The 16,056-nt window shown below is 62.0% G+C and carries 18 protein-coding genes; 13 read left to right on the forward strand and 5 right to left on the reverse strand.

Annotation, left to right across the window (positions count from 1 at the left end; genetic code table 11):
* The first annotated feature begins 77 nt into the window (after nucleotides 1-77).
* The 9 genes from AR306_RS07790 (at nucleotide 78) to AR306_RS07830 (ending at nucleotide 8,220) form a co-directional block, all read left to right on the forward strand.
* The gene (locus AR306_RS07790) at nucleotides 78-2,975 is read left to right on the forward strand and encodes a monovalent cation/H+ antiporter subunit A (protein WP_101497016.1); all 2,898 of its coding nucleotides are present in this window, start codon (nucleotides 78-80) and stop codon (nucleotides 2,973-2,975) included.
* A 1-nt stretch (nucleotide 2,976) separates the two neighbouring features.
* Nucleotides 2,977-3,318, forward strand: a complete 342-nt coding sequence (locus AR306_RS07795) for a Na+/H+ antiporter subunit C (RefSeq protein ID WP_101497017.1) — start codon at nucleotides 2,977-2,979, stop codon at nucleotides 3,316-3,318.
* Nucleotides 3,315-4,913 (forward strand): monovalent cation/H+ antiporter subunit D, encoded by a 1,599-nt coding sequence (locus AR306_RS07800; protein WP_101497018.1) that lies wholly within the window; start codon nucleotides 3,315-3,317, stop codon nucleotides 4,911-4,913. The genes AR306_RS07795 and AR306_RS07800 overlap by 4 nt, the downstream gene beginning before the upstream one ends.
* Nucleotides 4,910-5,407 carry a Na+/H+ antiporter subunit E gene (locus AR306_RS07805; protein ID WP_101497019.1) on the forward strand — a complete coding sequence of 166 codons (498 nt, stop codon included), beginning with the start codon at nucleotides 4,910-4,912 and terminating at the stop codon, nucleotides 5,405-5,407. Before AR306_RS07800 ends, AR306_RS07805 begins: the two co-directional genes overlap by 4 nt.
* Entirely contained in the window at nucleotides 5,404-5,685 is a 282-nt protein-coding gene (locus tag AR306_RS07810; RefSeq protein WP_101497020.1) for a K+/H+ antiporter subunit F, read from the forward strand. Before AR306_RS07805 ends, AR306_RS07810 begins: the two co-directional genes overlap by 4 nt.
* Nucleotides 5,682-6,065: a monovalent cation/H(+) antiporter subunit G gene (gene mnhG, locus AR306_RS07815; protein WP_206167984.1), complete on the forward strand. Its 384-nt coding sequence runs from the start codon at nucleotides 5,682-5,684 to the stop codon at nucleotides 6,063-6,065. Before AR306_RS07810 ends, mnhG begins: the two co-directional genes overlap by 4 nt.
* Nucleotides 6,066-6,274: 209 nt before the next feature.
* Nucleotides 6,275-7,132, forward strand: a complete 858-nt coding sequence (locus tag AR306_RS07820) for a Tim44 domain-containing protein (RefSeq protein ID WP_101497021.1) — start codon at nucleotides 6,275-6,277, stop codon at nucleotides 7,130-7,132.
* Nucleotides 7,133-7,192: 60 nt separating this feature from the next.
* Nucleotides 7,193-7,606 (forward strand): SMI1/KNR4 family protein, encoded by a 414-nt coding sequence (locus tag AR306_RS07825; RefSeq protein ID WP_101497022.1) that lies wholly within the window; start codon nucleotides 7,193-7,195, stop codon nucleotides 7,604-7,606.
* A gap of 116 nt (nucleotides 7,607-7,722) precedes the next feature.
* Nucleotides 7,723-8,220, forward strand: coding sequence for an acyl-CoA thioesterase (locus AR306_RS07830; protein WP_101497023.1), 498 nt, complete (start codon nucleotides 7,723-7,725; stop codon nucleotides 8,218-8,220).
* Between the two features lie 30 nt (nucleotides 8,221-8,250).
* Here the strand turns inward: AR306_RS07830 and AR306_RS07835 are convergent, their stop codons facing one another.
* Complete coding sequence (locus AR306_RS07835) at nucleotides 8,251-8,553, reverse strand: hypothetical protein (RefSeq protein ID WP_101497024.1); 303 nt, start codon at nucleotides 8,551-8,553, stop codon at nucleotides 8,251-8,253.
* A 296-nt stretch (nucleotides 8,554-8,849) separates the two neighbouring features.
* A complete protein-coding gene (glnK, locus tag AR306_RS07840; protein ID WP_101497025.1) occupies nucleotides 8,850-9,188 on the reverse strand; it encodes a P-II family nitrogen regulator in 339 nt (112 codons plus the stop codon).
* A gap of 275 nt (nucleotides 9,189-9,463) precedes the next feature.
* Between glnK and AR306_RS07845 the strand changes: the two genes are divergently transcribed.
* Nucleotides 9,464-9,730, forward strand: coding sequence for an accessory factor UbiK family protein (locus tag AR306_RS07845; RefSeq protein WP_101497026.1), 267 nt, complete (start codon nucleotides 9,464-9,466; stop codon nucleotides 9,728-9,730).
* A gap of 104 nt (nucleotides 9,731-9,834) precedes the next feature.
* The gene (locus AR306_RS07850) at nucleotides 9,835-11,331 is read left to right on the forward strand and encodes a YifB family Mg chelatase-like AAA ATPase (protein ID WP_101497027.1); all 1,497 of its coding nucleotides are present in this window, start codon (nucleotides 9,835-9,837) and stop codon (nucleotides 11,329-11,331) included.
* Here the strand turns inward: AR306_RS07850 and AR306_RS07855 are convergent.
* The 3 genes from AR306_RS07855 to AR306_RS07865 form a co-directional block, all read right to left on the reverse strand.
* Nucleotides 11,321-11,704, reverse strand: a complete 384-nt coding sequence (locus AR306_RS07855; RefSeq protein ID WP_101497028.1) for an SCP2 sterol-binding domain-containing protein — start codon at nucleotides 11,702-11,704, stop codon at nucleotides 11,321-11,323. The genes AR306_RS07850 and AR306_RS07855 overlap by 11 nt on opposite strands.
* 164 nt (nucleotides 11,705-11,868) lie before the next feature.
* Nucleotides 11,869-12,147, reverse strand: coding sequence for an HU family DNA-binding protein (locus AR306_RS07860; RefSeq protein WP_101497029.1), 279 nt, complete (start codon nucleotides 12,145-12,147; stop codon nucleotides 11,869-11,871).
* 52 nt (nucleotides 12,148-12,199) lie between these two features.
* The gene (locus AR306_RS07865) at nucleotides 12,200-14,215 is read right to left on the reverse strand and encodes a methyl-accepting chemotaxis protein (protein ID WP_166627872.1); all 2,016 of its coding nucleotides are present in this window, start codon (nucleotides 14,213-14,215) and stop codon (nucleotides 12,200-12,202) included.
* Between the two features lie 252 nt (nucleotides 14,216-14,467).
* Here AR306_RS07865 and AR306_RS07870 point away from each other — a divergent pair, with 252 nt between their 5' ends.
* Together AR306_RS07870 and ubiA are read left to right on the forward strand one after the other, a co-directional pair.
* Entirely contained in the window at nucleotides 14,468-15,046 is a 579-nt protein-coding gene (locus AR306_RS07870) for a chorismate--pyruvate lyase family protein (RefSeq protein ID WP_407071196.1), read from the forward strand.
* 1 nt (nucleotide 15,047) lies between these two features.
* Nucleotides 15,048-15,938, forward strand: a complete 891-nt coding sequence (gene ubiA / locus AR306_RS07875) for a 4-hydroxybenzoate octaprenyltransferase (RefSeq protein ID WP_101497032.1) — start codon at nucleotides 15,048-15,050, stop codon at nucleotides 15,936-15,938.
* The last annotated feature ends 118 nt before the right edge of the window (nucleotides 15,939-16,056 follow it).

Consider the following 16,056-nt stretch of genomic DNA (forward strand, 5'->3'; position numbering starts at 1 on the left):
GCTAATCATTTTCTGTCGGAGCCTTTTGCACCGGTCCAGGGCCAATCCATCCTTCTGCACATCTGCACCAGGAGCCCATGCTGTTACTTGTCCTCATTCTCATCCCCTTCATCGGCTGCATACGGGCCGCCCTGCAGCCTTCCAGCGAACGCAGCCGTGAAGCCTGGCTGGCCGCTGCCGTCGGCCTGATTGGCCTGGCGATTCTTGCCTTCCAGTTTCCGCAGATCAGCCAGGGCGAGGTGTTGCGCTACCAGATCGACTGGATGCCGGCCTACGGACTGAATCTGGTGCTGCGCATGGACGGTCTGGCCTGGTTGTTCAGTTTGCTGATTGTCGGCATCTTCCTGCTGGTGGTGCTCTATGCCCGCTATTACATGTCGCCGCAGGACCCGGTACCGCGCTTTTATGCCTTCCTGCTGGCCTTCATGGGCGCGATGCTGGGCGTGGTGCTGTCGGGCAATCTGGTGCAGCTGGTGCTGTTCTGGGAGCTGACCAGCCTGAGCTCGTTTTTGCTGATCGGCTACTGGCACCACCGCAGCGATGCCCGCCGTGGCGCACGGATGGCATTTACCGTTACTGCCAGCGGCGGCCTGTGTCTACTCGCTGGCGTACTGATGCTGGGCCATGTCGCCGGCAGTTACGACCTTGACGTGGTGCTGGCCGCCGGCGACACCCTGCGCGCCCATGCCTGGTACCGTCCGGTGCTGCTGCTGATTGCGCTGGGCGCACTGACCAAGAGCGCCCAGTTTCCGTTCCATTTCTGGCTGCCGCATGCCATGGCGGCACCCACGCCGGTGTCGGCTTATCTGCACTCGGCGACCATGGTCAAGGCCGGCATCTTTCTGCTGATGCGGCTGTGGCCGGTGCTGTCGGGCACCCCCGAATGGACCTGGCTGATTGGCGGTGCCGGGGTAGCTACCCTGATGCTGGCCTCCTTCATCGCGATTTTTCAGCACGACCTCAAAGGTCTGCTGGCCTATTCCACCATCAGCCATCTGGGCCTGATCACCGCCCTGCTCGGCATGGGTACGCCGCTGGCGATGGTGGCGGCAATTTTCCACACGCTCAACCACGCCACCTTCAAGGCTTCGCTGTTCATGGCCGCCGGCATCATCGATCACGAAAGCGGCACCCGTGACATGCGCCAGCTGCGCGGCCTGCGCCATCTGATGCCGATTACCGCGACGCTGGCAATTGTCGCCTCGGCGGCGATGGCCGGCGTGCCCTTCCTCAACGGCTTCTTGTCGAAGGAAATGTTCTTTGCCGAAACCCTGCTGGTCGGCAGCAGCAGTAACTACTGGATGGCCTTTGCCGCCGTAGTGATGGGCATTTTCAGCGTGGCCTATTCGCTACGCTTCATTTATGTGTTTTTCGGCCGCCCCGCCAGTGACCTGCCACGCACGCCGCACGAGCCGCCACGCTGGATGCGCTTTCCGGTCGAGGTGCTGGTGGTGCTCTGCCTGGCAGTGGGCATGATGCCGGCCCTCAGTGTCGGACCACTGTTGCAGCTGGGCGCACAGGCGGTGCTGGGCGAGCAGTTGCCACACTATGATCTGGCGGTCTGGCACGGCGTCAACCTGCCGCTGGTGATGAGTTTCATCACCCTGACCGGCGGCGTGTTGCTGTATGCCGTCCTGCGCCGGCGCTTCAATCTGGCACAGAGCAGCCGGCCACCGCTGCTGCACCGCATCAATGGCCAGCGGCTGTATGAGTCGCTGATGCTGGGGCTGCGCAGTGGCGCTTCACAGCTGGAAAAACTGCTCGGCACCCGCCGCCTGCAACCCCAGTTGGTGCTGCTGGTGTCGGTCTGCCTGGCGGCCGGCGTGGCGGCTGCCATCAGCCTGCCTTCGGTCTGGACAGCTGCACATAGCACGCCGCTGGATCTGCCCTTTGCCCTGCTGTGGCTGCTGGGTTGTGTCTGTGCCGTGGCGGCGGCCTGGCAGGCCAAGTATCACCGACTGTCGGCGCTGGCGCTGGCCGGCGGTGCGGGGCTGGTGGTGTGTCTGACCTTTTTGTTGCTGTCCGCCCCCGACCTGGCACTGACCCAGCTGATGGTAGAAACCGTCACCACCGTGCTGATTCTGCTCGGCCTGCGCTGGCTGCCGCCGCGCCAGCCGCAGCTGGCACCCAGCCCGCGCTCGGCACGCACCGCCCGTTTGCGCCGCAGCCGTGACCTGCTGCTGGCCATTCTATCCGGGCTGGCGATGGCGGCTATCAGTTATCTGGTGCTGATGCTGCCGGCTGCGCCCGGCATCAGCCAGTTCTTCCTGGAACAGGCGGTGCCGCAGGGCGGTGGTACCAACGTGGTCAACGTACTGTTGGTGGACTTCCGCGGTTTCGACACCCTTGGCGAAATCAGCGTGCTGGCAATTGTGGCGCTGACCGTCTATGGCCTGCTGCGCCGTTTCCGCCCGGCGGCAGAAAGCATGGCGCTGCCACCGCAGCAAACCAACCCGGCCGACCCGGCGGCCCGGCAAATACCCGAGGAACAGGTCAACGGCGGTTATCTGCTGGTGCCCGGCGTATACCTGCGGGTGCTGCTGCCGATGATCATGGTCTGTGCGCTGTACTTCTTCATGCGCGGGCACAACATGCCCGGCGGCGGTTTTGTGGCCGGCTTGCTGTTCTCGGTCGGCATCATCCTGCAATACCTGCTGGCCGGCACCCAATGGGTGGAGTCACGCATGCACCTGCATCCGCACCGCTGGCTGGCGCTGGGCCTGCTGGCGGCACTGGCCACCGGTGCCGGTGCCGTGTTGGCCGGCTACCCGTTCCTGACCAGCCACACCGCACACCTTGAGCTGCCACTGTTCGGCATGCTGCATGTGCCCAGCGCCTTCGTCTTCGATCTGGGCGTATTCGGCGTGGTGGTCGGTGCCACCCTGCTGATTCTCACCGCGCTGGCACACCAGTCCAGCCGCGCCCACCGTCTGGCCCACGCCAATGACGATACCCCGCACCAGGAGGAGCCCTGATATGGAAGCTGTCATCGCCCTGTCCATTGGCGTGTTGTTTGCGTCCGGCGTCTGGCTGATCCTGCGGCCGCGCACCTTTCAGGTGATCATCGGCCTGCTGCTGATCTCCTATGCCGTCAACCTGTTCATCTTCATCATGGGCCGGCTGTCGGTTAACCAGCCGCCACTGGCGCTGCAGGCCGGCACCGACACCAACCTGTTTGCCGATCCGGTCACCCAGGCGCTGGTGCTGACGGCAATTGTCATCGGTTTTGCTACCACCGCGCTCTATCTGGTGCTGCTGCTGACCTCGCGCGGGCTGAGCGGTACCGACCACGTGGATGGCAGGGAGCCCAGCGCATGAGCACTACCCTTGACCTGTTGATCATGCTGCCAGTGCTGCTGCCGCTGTTGCTCGGCGCGGTACTGGTATTGCTTGGTGGCCGCCCGACGCTGAAGTTCGCCCTCAATCTGGGCGGCACGCTGGCGTTGCTGGTACTGGCGCTAACACTTTACTGGCTGACCGACCATGACGTCTGGCCCGACGGGGTCGGCGTGTATCTGGCCGGCAACTGGGTGGCTCCATTTGGCATCACGATGGTGGTGGACCGGCTGGCCGCGCTGATGCTGTTGCTGGCCGCGCTGATCGCCACTGCGGCGCTGCTGTATTCGCTGCGCCGCTGGAGCCGGGCCGGCGTGCACTTTCATTCGTTGTTCCAGTTTTTGCTGGCCGGCATCAACGGCTCGTTCCTGACCGGAGACCTGTTCAACCTGTTCGTGTTCTTCGAGATCATGCTGGCCGCCTCTTACGGCCTGTTGCTGCTCGGCCTGCAACCGGGCCGGGTGCGCGCCAGCATGCAGTATGTGGTCATCAACCTGGTGGCTTCATCGTTCTTCCTGATTGGCGTGGCGCTGATCTATGCCGCCTGCGGCACGCTGAACATGGCCGATCTGGCGGTGCGTGCCGCCACGCTGGATGACGGCCAACGGCTGTTGCTGGAAACCGGCGCGGCTGTGCTGGCGATTGCCTTTCTGACCAAAAGCGCCATGTGGCCACTGGGCTTCTGGCTGCCGACCACCTATGCCGCTGCCGCACCGCCGGTGGCGGCGATGCTGGTGCTGATGACCAAGGTCGGCATCTATGTGATCGTGCGCCTGTGGCTGCTGGTGTTTGCCGAGCAGCAGGACAGTTGGGCAGCCCTGTCGGGCAGCGCGCTGGTGGCCGGCGGTCTGCTGACACTGGCCTTTGGCACCCTGGGCTTGCTGGGCAGCCAGGAACCGGGACGCATGGCCGGCTTCTGCGCGATCATTTCCTCCGGCACGCTGTTGGCGGTAATCGGCTATGGCGGCACTGCCGTGGTGGGTGCGGCGCTGTTCTATCTGGCCAGCTCGACGCTGGCGGTGGCCGCCTTCATGCTGCTGCTCGACCTGATCGGGCGGGTGCGCAACCCCAGCGTGGAAATGCTGGCCATCACCATGGAAGCCTTCGACATCGACGACGCCCCGGACGACTCCGCCGGAGTGGCAATTCCCGCCGCCACGGCGTTTCTGGGCCTGTCCTTCATGGCCTGCGTGCTGATCATCACCGGCCTGCCGCCGCTGTCGGGCTTTGTCGCCAAGTTCAGCCTGTTTCACGCCCTGCTCAATGCCGGTGCCATCAGCGCCCTGACGCTGGGCCTGATTGCGCTGGTGGTGGTTTCCGGGCTGGCAGCCATCATCTCGCTGATGCGCTTTGGCGTACGGGTGTTCTGGTCCAATCCGGACATGCAGCCGCCACGCCTGCATCCGTCCGAGGCGCTACCTGCCTCCGGCCTGCTGCTGGCCTGCATTGCGCTGAGCATTGCCGCCGGGCCGGCCAGCAGCTATATGGATCGCACCGCCAGCGCCCTGCATGAGCCGCAGCTGTATATCGAACGGGTGCTGTCGACCCGGCCGGTCACCACGGAGAACGCGCCATGAAACGCTGGTTGCCCACCCCGCTGATGTCACTGGCGCTCTGGTTGCTGTGGCTGATGCTGAACCAGAGCCTGGCGCCGGTGCATGTCCTGTTTGGCGGTTTGCTGGCGGTGGCAGTGCCGCTGCTGGTAGCACCGTTGCGCCCGACGCCGGTGCGGGTATCGCGGCCACTGGTGGCGATCCGCCTGCTGTTTTATTCGCTGGTGGAAATCCTGCGCTCCAGTTTCAACGTGTGCATGCTGATCCTGTTCAGCAAAAAGGGCCTGAACTCGAAGTTCATCCGCATTCCGCTGGATTTACGTGACCCGCACGGGCTGGCGATTCTGGCCTGCATCATCAACTCCACGCCGGGCACGGTCTGGGTGGAAATCATTCCCGACAGCCATGATCTGGCGCTGCACGTGTTTGACCTGCACGACACCCAGTGGTGGATCGACATGATCAAGGGCAAGCTGGAGCAACCGCTGATCGAGATTTTTGAACAGGAGACAGCATGAGCGTGCAGCTGTTGACGCTGGCGCTGGGCTTTGCCCAGCTGTGTGTGCTGCTGGCGATGGTATTTTGCGTCATCCGCCTGCTGCGCGGCCCCACCGCCCAGGACCGGATTCTGGCGCTGGATTCATTATGGATGGCGGCAATGCTGTTCATTTTGCTGCTGGGCATCGGCTTTGCCAGCACCGTCTATTTCGAGGCGGCACTGCTGATTGCCCTGACCGGCTTTGTGTCGTCGATTGCGCTGGCCAAATTCCTGATGCGTGGCGAGGTGATTGAATGAGCAACTCCATGATGTCCGGCATGCACGACATGTCGCTGTGGCTGGCGGTGCCGGTCAGCCTGCTGCTGGTGCTGGGCGGGCTGATTACCCTGACCGGCGCGCTGGGCCTGCTGCGGTTGCCCAACTTCTATCAGCGCATTCACGGCCCGGCGGTGTACATCACCGTTGGCACCGGCTGTTTCCTGATTGCCTCGATGCTCTACAGCAGCGTGGCGCTGCAACGGCCAATCGTGCACGAGCTGCTGATTACCGGCTTTGTCATCCTCACCGCGCCGGTGGTGTCGATGATGCTGATGCGCGCTGCCGTGTACCGTGACCTGCGCAAGGGCAACACCGACAATACGCCGGGCGATGCCTATAAATTCCCCAGGGAGCACTGACCACCCGGCTATCGAGGATCCGCCGCCATGACACGCAACGACACCGGCGCTTGCGCTTGCGAGCTGTTCTGGGTCGAATCCGCCCGGATCGACCGCTAACAACACCGGGCCAGTCTCTGCCGGCAAAAAAACATATCAATGCTGGCGTCAGGCCCGTTTTTTAGGCAAGATGACCGGTCATTTTCCAACAAGACTCAAGAGGCTATGCCATGCAGCGTTTTCTCAGCATAACCCTGGCCCTGTTCATCGGCCTGACTTTCAGTTTCGACGCCGAAGCCCGTCGCTTCGGTGGTGGCAAATCCTTCGGTTCCGCGCCCAAACACCAGCAAGCCAAGCCCCAGCAGCGCCAACAGCAGCAACCTGCGGCACAGCAGGGCCAAAATGCCGGCAAGCCGGCCGCCGCCACCAGTGGCGCATCACGCTGGCTCGGCCCGCTGGCCGGTCTGGCTGCCGGCGGCCTGCTCGCGTCCATGCTGTTTGGCGACGGCTTTGAAGGCCTGCAAATCATGGATATCCTGATCTTTGCCGGTATCGCTTTCCTGCTGTTCAAGTTGCTGGCAGCCCGCCGCCGCCCACAGATGCAGCCAATGCCAGCCGGAGCACCCATGCAGCGTGACATGCCCGCCGGCAACAATCCGTTTGGCGGTTTTGGCAGTTCCGCCCCGGCGGCCAGCGCGGCACCGGTGATGCAGGCCCCGGCCTGGTTCAATGCCGACAGCTTCCTCACTGCCGCCCGCGATCACTTCAACCAATTGCAGCAGCACTGGGATGCCAACGAGATGGACAAGGTGGCAGAATATGTCACCCCTGAAATGCTCGGCTTCCTGCAGCGCGAACGCGCCGAGCTGGGCGACGGCTACCAGTCCACCTACATCGATAACCTGGATGTGCAGCTGGACGGCATCGAGGAGCTGGGCGACTACACCGTGGCCACCCTGTCCTTCAGCGGCATCAGCAAGTCCTCCCGCTTTGACCAGGGCGAGGCCTTCAGCGAAAGCTGGCGCATGGAGCGCAAGCACGGCGATAACCAGCCATGGCTGATTGCCGGCATCCGCCAGAACGCCTGATCAACAATGACCACAAAACACCGCCACCCGGCGGTGTTTTGCTTTGCCCGAGGCAATTCCATGGAAGATGTAATCGAACTGCTGCGCGAACACAACCAGCCGGTACCGGTACCGCTGGAGCTGCCCACCGATGACGACCTGCTGGATGTACAGGAGCAGATCCTGATCCACCTGCCCCACGAGCTGCGCGAGTTCCTGCTGGAAGTCAGTGACGTGGTCTACGGCCATCTGGAGCCGGTCACCGCCAGCGACCCGCACAGCCATACCTACCTGCCCGAAGTGGCCGCCACCGCCTGGGATCTGGGCCTGCCGCGCCACCTGGTACCGCTGTGCCAGGAAGACAGACTCTACTTTGCCGTGGAGCCCGATGGCCTGGTAGTGCTCTGGTCTGTCAGTGAGAATGACTACCTGGAAGACGAATGGGAGTCGGTCTGGCACTGGGCGCGGGATTACTGGCTGGAAAATGCCGGCTGAGCGCCACGCCCCTTCCGCCACCCTGTCATCACCCGCAGCCCGCTTGCAGCAAGCCTACGACCAAGGTATAAAGAGCGCTCGTTTTTGCCAACAATAACCATAAGGGGCACAGTGTTATGGAGCTTGATTCATCCCGGCTGTCAATGACGGTACTGATGACACCGGACCAGGCCAATTTTTCCGGTAACGTTCACGGCGGCACCATCCTCAAATACCTGGACCAGGTGGCCTATGCCTGTGCCAGCCGTTACGCCGGCAGCTACGTGGTCACCCTGTCGGTCGACCAGGTCACTTTTCGCCAGCCTGTCCATGTAGGCGAACTGGTGACTTTTCTGGCCTCGGTCAACTATGCCGGTCGCACCTCGATGGAAATCGGCATCAAGGTGATTACTGAAAACATCCGGGAAAAATCCGTGCGCCATACCAACAGCTGCTTTTTCACCATGGTGGCGGTTGATGACAATGGCCGCCCGGTCGAGGTTCCCGAGCTCGATCTCAAGACCTCGGACCAGAAGCGCCGCCATCGCAACGCCCTGGAAAGACGCAAGATACGCCTTGAGCTGGCCGACCGCTACCAGTCAATACAAGCTGGCAGCGCAACCGGCCAGGACTGATTGAGCGCCCGCCCAAGGGCGGGCAAGGGTTCAGTCCTCGCTACCCTCGACTGACTGGATCTTGCCGCCACGCGCCAGATATGCGGCCATGGCTTCGGCCAGAGCATCACGCTCCTTGCGCTTGGCTTCCACAGACGGCAAGTCCTCTTCAACGGCAGACGCCTTGGCCTTGCTGCGTACCGGGGCCTCACCCTCATCCTCGGTGGCGTCCGGCGCGTCTACGTCCAGCGCGCCATCCTCGGCCGCGGAAAACTCCTCATCAGCCTCATCGATGTCCAGGTCGGCAGACTCTTCGCCGTCCAGTTCTTCGTCTTCAATATCATCTTCAAACATGCATTACCCCGGTTTGCATAAAATTTTCACGCGGTACTTGCCCTGCCGGTCAGCCGCAGCAGGTGTGCAGTCGGCCCGGCGGCCACTATTTTCCGCCTTCAAAGCTGGTTCAGGGCGCGCATTTTAGTGCCCAGAAACAAAAATGGCCATGGCCGCAATGATACATTTTCGCTATGCCCCTACCAGCGGGCATTAGACTGTTTCAATAACCCGGCGCGATGACCATGACCAGCTCGCGGATACAAAAAACGCCCGGCATGGCAGGCGTTTTCGAAATGCAAGGTACGGGCGATAAATCAGATGGCGTCGCTGCCGGTCTCTCCGGTACGAATACGCACAATCTGCTCAAGCGCGGTGACAAAAATCTTGCCATCACCGATCTTGCCGGTATTGGCTGCCTTGCTGATGGACTCAATGACACGATCAAGCAGGCCGTCGGCAATCGCCACCTCGATCTTCACCTTGGGCAGGAAATCCACCACATACTCGGCACCACGATACAGCTCGGTATGGCCTTTCTGGCGACCGAAGCCCTTGACCTCGGTTACGGTAATGCCCTGTACACCTATTTCCGACAAGGCCTCGCGCACATCGTCCAGCTTGAAGGGTTTGATAATCGCAGTGACAAGTTTCATTCCAGGCTCCCGCAGGTGAAATAATGAATCAACAAAAACCGGGCAACACGGGCAACAAGCCGGGTGTCATGCCGGAATGCGGCCGGTCTGGCAGCGATTGTCAGGTTGGCAACGGCACAGGAACCGGGTCCGCATGGTGCTGCATGGTGCAGCGCTGCCTATTTAAGCAAAGTTTTCGGTGCCATGGATAGTCCTGTTTGCATTCAGCACGGACAGGCTCTGGAAAAGCATCCGCATCATGCTAAACTGCAGCACATACCCAACCGGAGCTAAGCATGCTTGCCGCCAAATCACTGCTTGAATCCCTGGCCTCACGTGCCTCGCACTTGCTGGCCAACGAAGGCAACCTGCCCCATCACGAGCTGGAAAAGCAGCTCAAGCACCTGCTGCAAAACGCACTGGGCAAGCTGGACCTCGTCAGCCGTGACGAATTTGATGGCCAGATGCTGGTGCTGCAACGTACACGCCAGCGCCTGGAGGCACTGGAAAGCCGGGTGCAGGAACTGGAACAACAGCTGGCCGGGCCGGAACAGCAGGAATAACAGCCTTGCGCAGGTCATGCTGCGCAAAACCCTTCCGGCATGGTGTCCGGCCTGCAGAGGCTGACGGATCAGCTCCATGCCAACCGCTTCAAGGAGGAAGCCATATGTCCCTTGCCGTCATCAACAGCCGTGCCCAGCTGGGTCTGGATGCGCCGCTGGTGCGTGTCGAAGTCCACCTGTCCAACGGACTCCCGTCCCTCAGCCTGGTCGGTCTGCCGGAAACGGCCGTGCGCGAAAGCAAGGACCGGGTGCGCAGCGCCATCATCAACAGCAACCTGAGCTTTCCGCAAAAGCGCATCACCCTCAGCCTGGCCCCGGCCGACCTGCCCAAGGATGGCGGACGTTTTGACTTGGCCATCGCCACGGCACTGCTGGCTGCCAGCAGTCAGGTACCAGCCCATTCACTGCTGCAACTGGAATTGCTCGGCGAGCTGGGGCTGTCCGGCCATGTACGGCCGGTCAGGGGCATCCTGCCGGCGGCACTGGCCGCACGCAAAGCCGGCCACGCGCTGGTGGTGCCGGCGGCCAATGCCGAAGAAGCTGCCCTGGTACCCGGTCTGACCCTGTACGCCATCGAGCACCTGCAGCAGCTGGTCGACCACCTCAATGAGCGCGTCCCACTGGTGCCCTGGCGTTCGCAAGGGCTTGATACCGACCCGCCGGCACATCCTGACCTGAACCAGGTACAGGGGCAGCTGGCCGCCAAGCGCGCGCTGCTGGTTGCTGCCGCCGGCCAGCACAACCTGCTGCTCAGCGGCCCGCCCGGTACCGGCAAGACACTGCTCGCCAGCCGTCTGCCCGGGCTGTTGCCACCCCTGAGTCATGCCGAAGCCCTTGAAGTGGCCGCCGTACAATCGGTCACCAGCAGCCAGCCATTACAGCACTGGCCGGGGCGGCCTTTCCGCCAGCCCCACCACAGCGCCTCCGGGCCGGCACTGGTCGGCGGCGGCAGCCGCCCGCAACCCGGTGAAATCACCCTGGCGCACCATGGCGTGCTGTTTCTTGACGAGTTGCCGGAGTTTGACCGCAAGGTCCTGGAGGTACTGCGCGAACCGCTGGAGTCCGGTGTCATCGTGATTTCCCGGGCGGCCGGCCGTTTGCAGTTTCCGGCCCGCTTCCAGCTGGTGGCGGCCATGAACCCCTGCCCCTGCGGTTATCTGGGTGACCAGAGCGGGCGCTGCAATTGCACTCCCGAGATGGTACTGCGCTATCGCACCAAGCTGTCCGGCCCGTTGCTCGACCGCATCGACCTGCATGTCAGTGTGGCACGCGAGCCCACTTCGCTGCGGCAAGTCACCGGTCAGGGGCTGAGCAGCGAGCAGGCTCGTGAACAGGTCATGGCTGCACGCCGGTACCAGCAACAAAGGCAGGGCTGTTGCAACAGCCAGCTGGACCTGGACAACCTGCATCGCCACTGCCCGCTCGGCGACGCGGACCGGCTCTGGCTGGAGCAGGCGTGCGAGCGCCTGCAGCTGTCACTGCGCGCCAGCCACCGCATCCTCAAGGTGGCCCGCACGCTGGCCGACATGGAGGGCATTACAGATATCCGCCGCAATCACCTGGCTGAAGCGCTGCAGTACCGTACCCAGCTCAACTCTTAGGCTTTTTCTTTTTCGGCACGATGTATTTGAACAGGCCCTGGAACCACATCACCAGGGCCGGATTACCCTCAATCCTGATGTTCTTGTCCTGGATGCCCTGCATGAAGGCCAGCTGCTTGTTCTTGGCCGTCATCACCTGGTAGGCATAGGCTGCATCCCTAAAGCCCATGGTGAAGGCCGGATTGTCGATTGTGCCCGAAACACTGGAAATACGCTGGCCAGCCACATGGAAACTGCGTGCCACCTTGCCGTCCAGCGTCAACAGGCTAAAGCCCAGCTCCTTGTCTTGCAGCTGCTTTTGCAGCTCAGGATTGGTCTTGCTGGCCTTGCCCAGCATGCGGCCCAGCAGCCACAGCAACATGCGAAATTTCATTGGGTCATTTCCTCCTCTACTTTACCGATCAAAAAACCTGAAAAACCGTTTCCGCTCAATGGCCTGCCAAGCAATGCCCTCTCCGGAAAACGACCAAAAATGCAGTCATCCCGCGCGCGGGGCCGGCAACAATGCCGGAGCATGAAACACCCCCGGACTTTCGACTAATCCTGCACCACTGCATCCTTCAACTGCTTGCCGGGCCTGAACACGACAGCATAGCCGGCAGCAATCTGCATCTCTTCGCCTGTCTGCGGGTTCCTGCCGGTACGGCCGGCACGATGGCGCCGGGAAAAGCTGCCAAATCCCGGCAGGCTTACCGTCTCGCCACGCTCCAGGGCGAACATGATTTCATCCAGCACTATATTCAACACATGCCCGGCCTGAGTCCTGCCCAGCCCCGTTGTCGCCGCCACTGCGGCTACCAGTTCCGCTTTACGCATATTCACTCCACCTTCAGTTGTGACCAAAACATGTTCAGCCTGCCAGCACGCATCAGATCCTGAACGCGGTCAGCAGGGTATTCAGCCGGCTGGCCAGCCCGGCCATCGCCTGGCTGGCCTGTGCCGCCCTTCCGGCTCCTTCTGCGGCCTGCTCGCCATCATCCCGGATCGCCACCACATTACGATCGATCTCATGCGCTACCCGGGTTTGCTCGTCAACCGCAGCAGCAATGCTCCGGCTTTGTCCAACAATCTGGTCAGCCGCCTGCAGGATGGCTGACAACCCGGCTTCAACCGCTTGCGCCTGCTGCACCGACGCATCAGCACCGGCGTGGCTGCTCTGCATGGCCGCCACCGCGTCGGCCACACCGGCCTGCAAGCGCTCAATCATTTTTTCAATTTCTCCGGTTGCCTCACGGGTGCGCCCGGCCAGGCCGCGCACCTCATCCGCCACCACCGCAAAGCCCCGTCCGGCCTCACCGGCACGGGCCGCTTCAATCGCGGCATTCAGTGCCAGCAGGTTGGTTTGCCCGGCAATACCGGCAATCACGTCCAGAACCTGACTGATGGCCTGACTGTCCTGTGCCAAGCTGTCCACTGCCGTAGCCGAACGCCCGATCTCGCCAGCCAGGCGGTGGATGCCCGCCGCCTGCTCCTGCACCAGCTGCTGGCCCTGGCGTGTCTGGGCGTTGACCTCACTGGCCGCACTGACCGCCATGCCCGCGCCATCAGCAACCTCGGCTGCACTGGCCGTCATCTGGTTCATCGCCGTGACCATCAGCTCCAGCTGCTGCAACTGCCGGCTGACCACCTCATGACTGCCACTGGCGATCCGCTCGACCGTGGCCGACTGCCCTTCCACCTCGTTGACCGCATCCGCCACCTGGCGCAACAACTGCCTGATTTGCCCGATGGTATGGTTCAGCCCTTCACCCAGCTCGCCCAGTTCATCACGGCTGCTCACTCGCGCCTCCGCCAGCATGTCGCCAGCGGCCACTGTTGCCATGACCTTGCGCAAATGATTGACCGAGTTGCGCACCGACACATAAAACCCGCTGTACAGATAGGCAATCAGCAGGAACACCACCACCAGGACCGCAGTCAGGCCATACATTTGCCGGCGGTTGTCCTGCAAGCGGGTGGTCAGGATAATGTCCAGCTCTTCAAGCACCTGCTGTTCAAACCCGGCGATCAGTTCCAGCCAGCGGTTGCCCTGTTCAAAGGTTTGCCACCAGTCCTCTTCCAGGCTGTCGGCCATGATGATTTCTTCTTCCAGCCATTCCCGTACCTGTCCCAGGCCGGCCAGACTGCTGTCAGCACCCGGCTTCAGCGCCACCGGCAAAGCGGTTGCGGCCAGCTGCAGACGAAAATCGGCTTCAAGCTTTTCCAGTACCAGCAGCAGGTCATCCAGCCGGGCACTGGCGGCGGAGTCGATAAAACTCCGGGCCATGGCCAGGCTCGCCATGGTTCGCGCCTGTGCCACATGCCCACTGATATTTTGCGTCACGGCCGTCACCAGTTCGACCAGTGAACGCACCTGCACCAATGCATCCTGGCTCAAGCCGCTATGGCTGGCCTGTTGTCGCAGGAACAGTTGCAGCTGGGCCAGCAGCCGGTCTGCAGCCGCGCTGCGCCCCTGCAGCCGGTCATCCTCCTGCAACTCCCGAAGCAGATCGAGCAGCTGTTCTTTGCCGTCAATGAATTCCTGCCGCATGGCCGGGTCGGTACTGGCAGGCTCCAGCCCGGCCAGCAACCCGCTCACCCGCGCCTGTTGCTGCTCCAGATGCTCACCGAGCCGGGAACGGGTTCCCCCCTGGGCCAGCTGGGCATTGATATGCAGCAGGTCAGCCAGCTGGCGCACCTCGGCCAGCCCCTGCAACATGCTGCCAAGGCTGTGCAGCCCCTGCCGCTCCAGTTCGGTTTGCCGGATCTGTTCCAGCGAGCCGCGCACCAGATAACCATTGGTCACCAACAGCGGCACGACAAAAAGCAAGCTGATCAAACTGAATTTGACGGCGAAACTCAACCGGTTCATCAGGCCAATAGCCGGATAAAGTATTTTAGTCACTGAATCACCCACAATCTTATAGTTGTTATTCATGCGCCAGAGCCACAATCCGGCACGCCTCACGCGCCCGCCATTGCCGTCTGTATACCGGAGCACCGGCTTGCCGGTTGCTCACAACAGGCACACTAACCGGCAAATCCTTGCCAAACAACAAAAAAGACCGACTCGTGAGTCACCCTGACAATGATTTCGGTGCCGGCTTTGGGCTGATTTTTCAAAGCATGCTAAGATGAGCCGGTTTCAAACAACAGGCTGATCATCGTGGCACCACCCCTGCATACCGTACCGGACTGGCACTCCAACCCGCCCGAATCCCCCCTGCTCAGGGAGTGGCTGCTGAGCGAGGGCTCGCTGACCTGCCTGCTCAGGCAACTCAGTGATGACCTGTTTGATGTACAACCGGTACAGCAGGGCTGGCAACAGCTGCGCGAAGACGAGTGCCGCGCCCTTGGCGAGCCATCGGGAACACTGGGCTGGGTACGCGAGGTTTTCCTGTGCGGACAACACCAGCCCTGGGTCTATGCCCGCAGCGTGGCCAGCCGCAACGCCCTGGACAGCAACGGTTTTGACCTGGCCAGCCTGGGCAGCAGGTCTCTTGGCGAGCTGCTGTTCTCCGACCAGGCTTTTGTGCGCGGAGCTTTCGAATTATGCAGCCTGCCGGCAAACGCATGGCCGGCGGCACTGCGCACTGACAACAGCGGCCCTGCCCCCCTGTGGGCCCGCCGCTCCTGCTTTACCCGCAAAGACCTGAAGATCCTGGTTGCCGAAGCCTTTCTGCCGGCCTTCTGGCAACGTCTTGCCCAACCCGCTCCTGCCGGGGTAGCCAACTGACATGTACGAGACACTGCTGCGCTCCCTGAACCGGATTCATCCGCGCGCCTTCGACTTCATCCAGCTGATGCGCCTGGATCGCCCGATCGGCATCTACCTGTTGCTGTGGCCGACACTGGTTGCGCTGTGGATTGCCGGCGAAGGCAGCCCGTCGCTGAAGAACATCATCATCTTTGTTGCCGGCACCATCCTGATGCGTTCGGCCGGCTGCTGCATCAACGATTTTGCCGATCGCAAGATCGACGGCCATGTCTGGCGTACGAAAAACCGGCCACTGGCCAGCGGACGCGTCAAGCCAAAGGAGGCGCTGATCTGCTTTGCCCTCCTGATTGCACTGAGTTTTGGCCTGGTACTGCTGACCAACGCCCTGACCATCTACCTGTCGTTCATGGCGGTGGCGCTGGCCTTCATCTACCCGTTCACCAAACGCTATACCTACTATCCGCAGCTGGCACTGGGAGCGGCCTATTCCTGCGGTTTGCTGCTGGCCTACAGTGCCGAGACCAACAGTCTGCCTGCCGAAATCTGGCTGCTGTACATCGCCAACCTGCTGTGGACCATTGCCTATGACACCTACTACGCCATGGCCGACCGCGAGGATGACCTGAAAATCGGTGTCAAATCAACCGCAATCCTGTTTGGCGATGCCGACCGGGTCATCAACCTCAGCCTACAGCTGGCCTCGCTGTTCTGCCTGTGGCTGGCCGGCAATCACTTCGAGCTGGGCATGGGCTTCAAACTGGGACTGGCCGGGGCCCTGGCCTGCTACCTGTGGGAATTCCATGTGACCCGCAGTCGCGAAGCGCTAATCTGCTTCAAGGCATTCCTGCACAACCACTGGGCCGGGCTGATCATCTTTGCCGGCGTAGTGGTGGATTATTTGCTGGTTTGACACTCAATTGCGTGTGCATGACGGCCGCCTGCACGGCATTCGACCCGCATGTGCGAATTCATTTGCACACGCGCAGCGGATATTCTTGCGCAGATGCGTGCACGCCATGCAAAACCGG

It is taken from the genome of Thiopseudomonas denitrificans (assembly GCF_002866065.1).
GTDB lineage: Bacteria > Pseudomonadota > Gammaproteobacteria > Pseudomonadales > Pseudomonadaceae > Thiopseudomonas > Thiopseudomonas denitrificans.

Bases quoted from the DNA above. Each gene is read 5' to 3' on its own strand.
- AR306_RS07790 (WP_101497016.1), top strand. From the start codon at position 78: ATGCTGTTACTTGTCCTCATTCTCATCCCCTTCATCGGCTGCATACGG.
- AR306_RS07795 (WP_101497017.1), top strand. From the start codon at position 2,977: ATGGAAGCTGTCATCGCCCTGTCCATTGGCGTGTTGTTTGCGTCCGGC.
- AR306_RS07800 (WP_101497018.1), top strand. From the start codon at position 3,315: ATGAGCACTACCCTTGACCTGTTGATCATGCTGCCAGTGCTGCTGCCG.
- AR306_RS07805 (WP_101497019.1), top strand. From the start codon at position 4,910: ATGAAACGCTGGTTGCCCACCCCGCTGATGTCACTGGCGCTCTGGTTG.
- AR306_RS07810 (WP_101497020.1), top strand. From the start codon at position 5,404: ATGAGCGTGCAGCTGTTGACGCTGGCGCTGGGCTTTGCCCAGCTGTGT.
- mnhG (WP_206167984.1), top strand. From the start codon at position 5,682: ATGAGCAACTCCATGATGTCCGGCATGCACGACATGTCGCTGTGGCTG.
- AR306_RS07820 (WP_101497021.1), top strand. From the start codon at position 6,275: ATGCAGCGTTTTCTCAGCATAACCCTGGCCCTGTTCATCGGCCTGACT.
- AR306_RS07825 (WP_101497022.1), top strand. From the start codon at position 7,193: ATGGAAGATGTAATCGAACTGCTGCGCGAACACAACCAGCCGGTACCG.
- AR306_RS07830 (WP_101497023.1), top strand. From the start codon at position 7,723: ATGGAGCTTGATTCATCCCGGCTGTCAATGACGGTACTGATGACACCG.
- AR306_RS07835 (WP_101497024.1), bottom strand. From the start codon at position 8,553: ATGTTTGAAGATGATATTGAAGACGAAGAACTGGACGGCGAAGAGTCT.
- glnK (WP_101497025.1), bottom strand. From the start codon at position 9,188: ATGAAACTTGTCACTGCGATTATCAAACCCTTCAAGCTGGACGATGTG.
- AR306_RS07845 (WP_101497026.1), top strand. From the start codon at position 9,464: ATGCTTGCCGCCAAATCACTGCTTGAATCCCTGGCCTCACGTGCCTCG.
- AR306_RS07850 (WP_101497027.1), top strand. From the start codon at position 9,835: ATGTCCCTTGCCGTCATCAACAGCCGTGCCCAGCTGGGTCTGGATGCG.
- AR306_RS07855 (WP_101497028.1), bottom strand. From the start codon at position 11,704: ATGAAATTTCGCATGTTGCTGTGGCTGCTGGGCCGCATGCTGGGCAAG.
- AR306_RS07860 (WP_101497029.1), bottom strand. From the start codon at position 12,147: ATGCGTAAAGCGGAACTGGTAGCCGCAGTGGCGGCGACAACGGGGCTG.
- ubiA (WP_101497032.1), top strand. From the start codon at position 15,048: ATGTACGAGACACTGCTGCGCTCCCTGAACCGGATTCATCCGCGCGCC.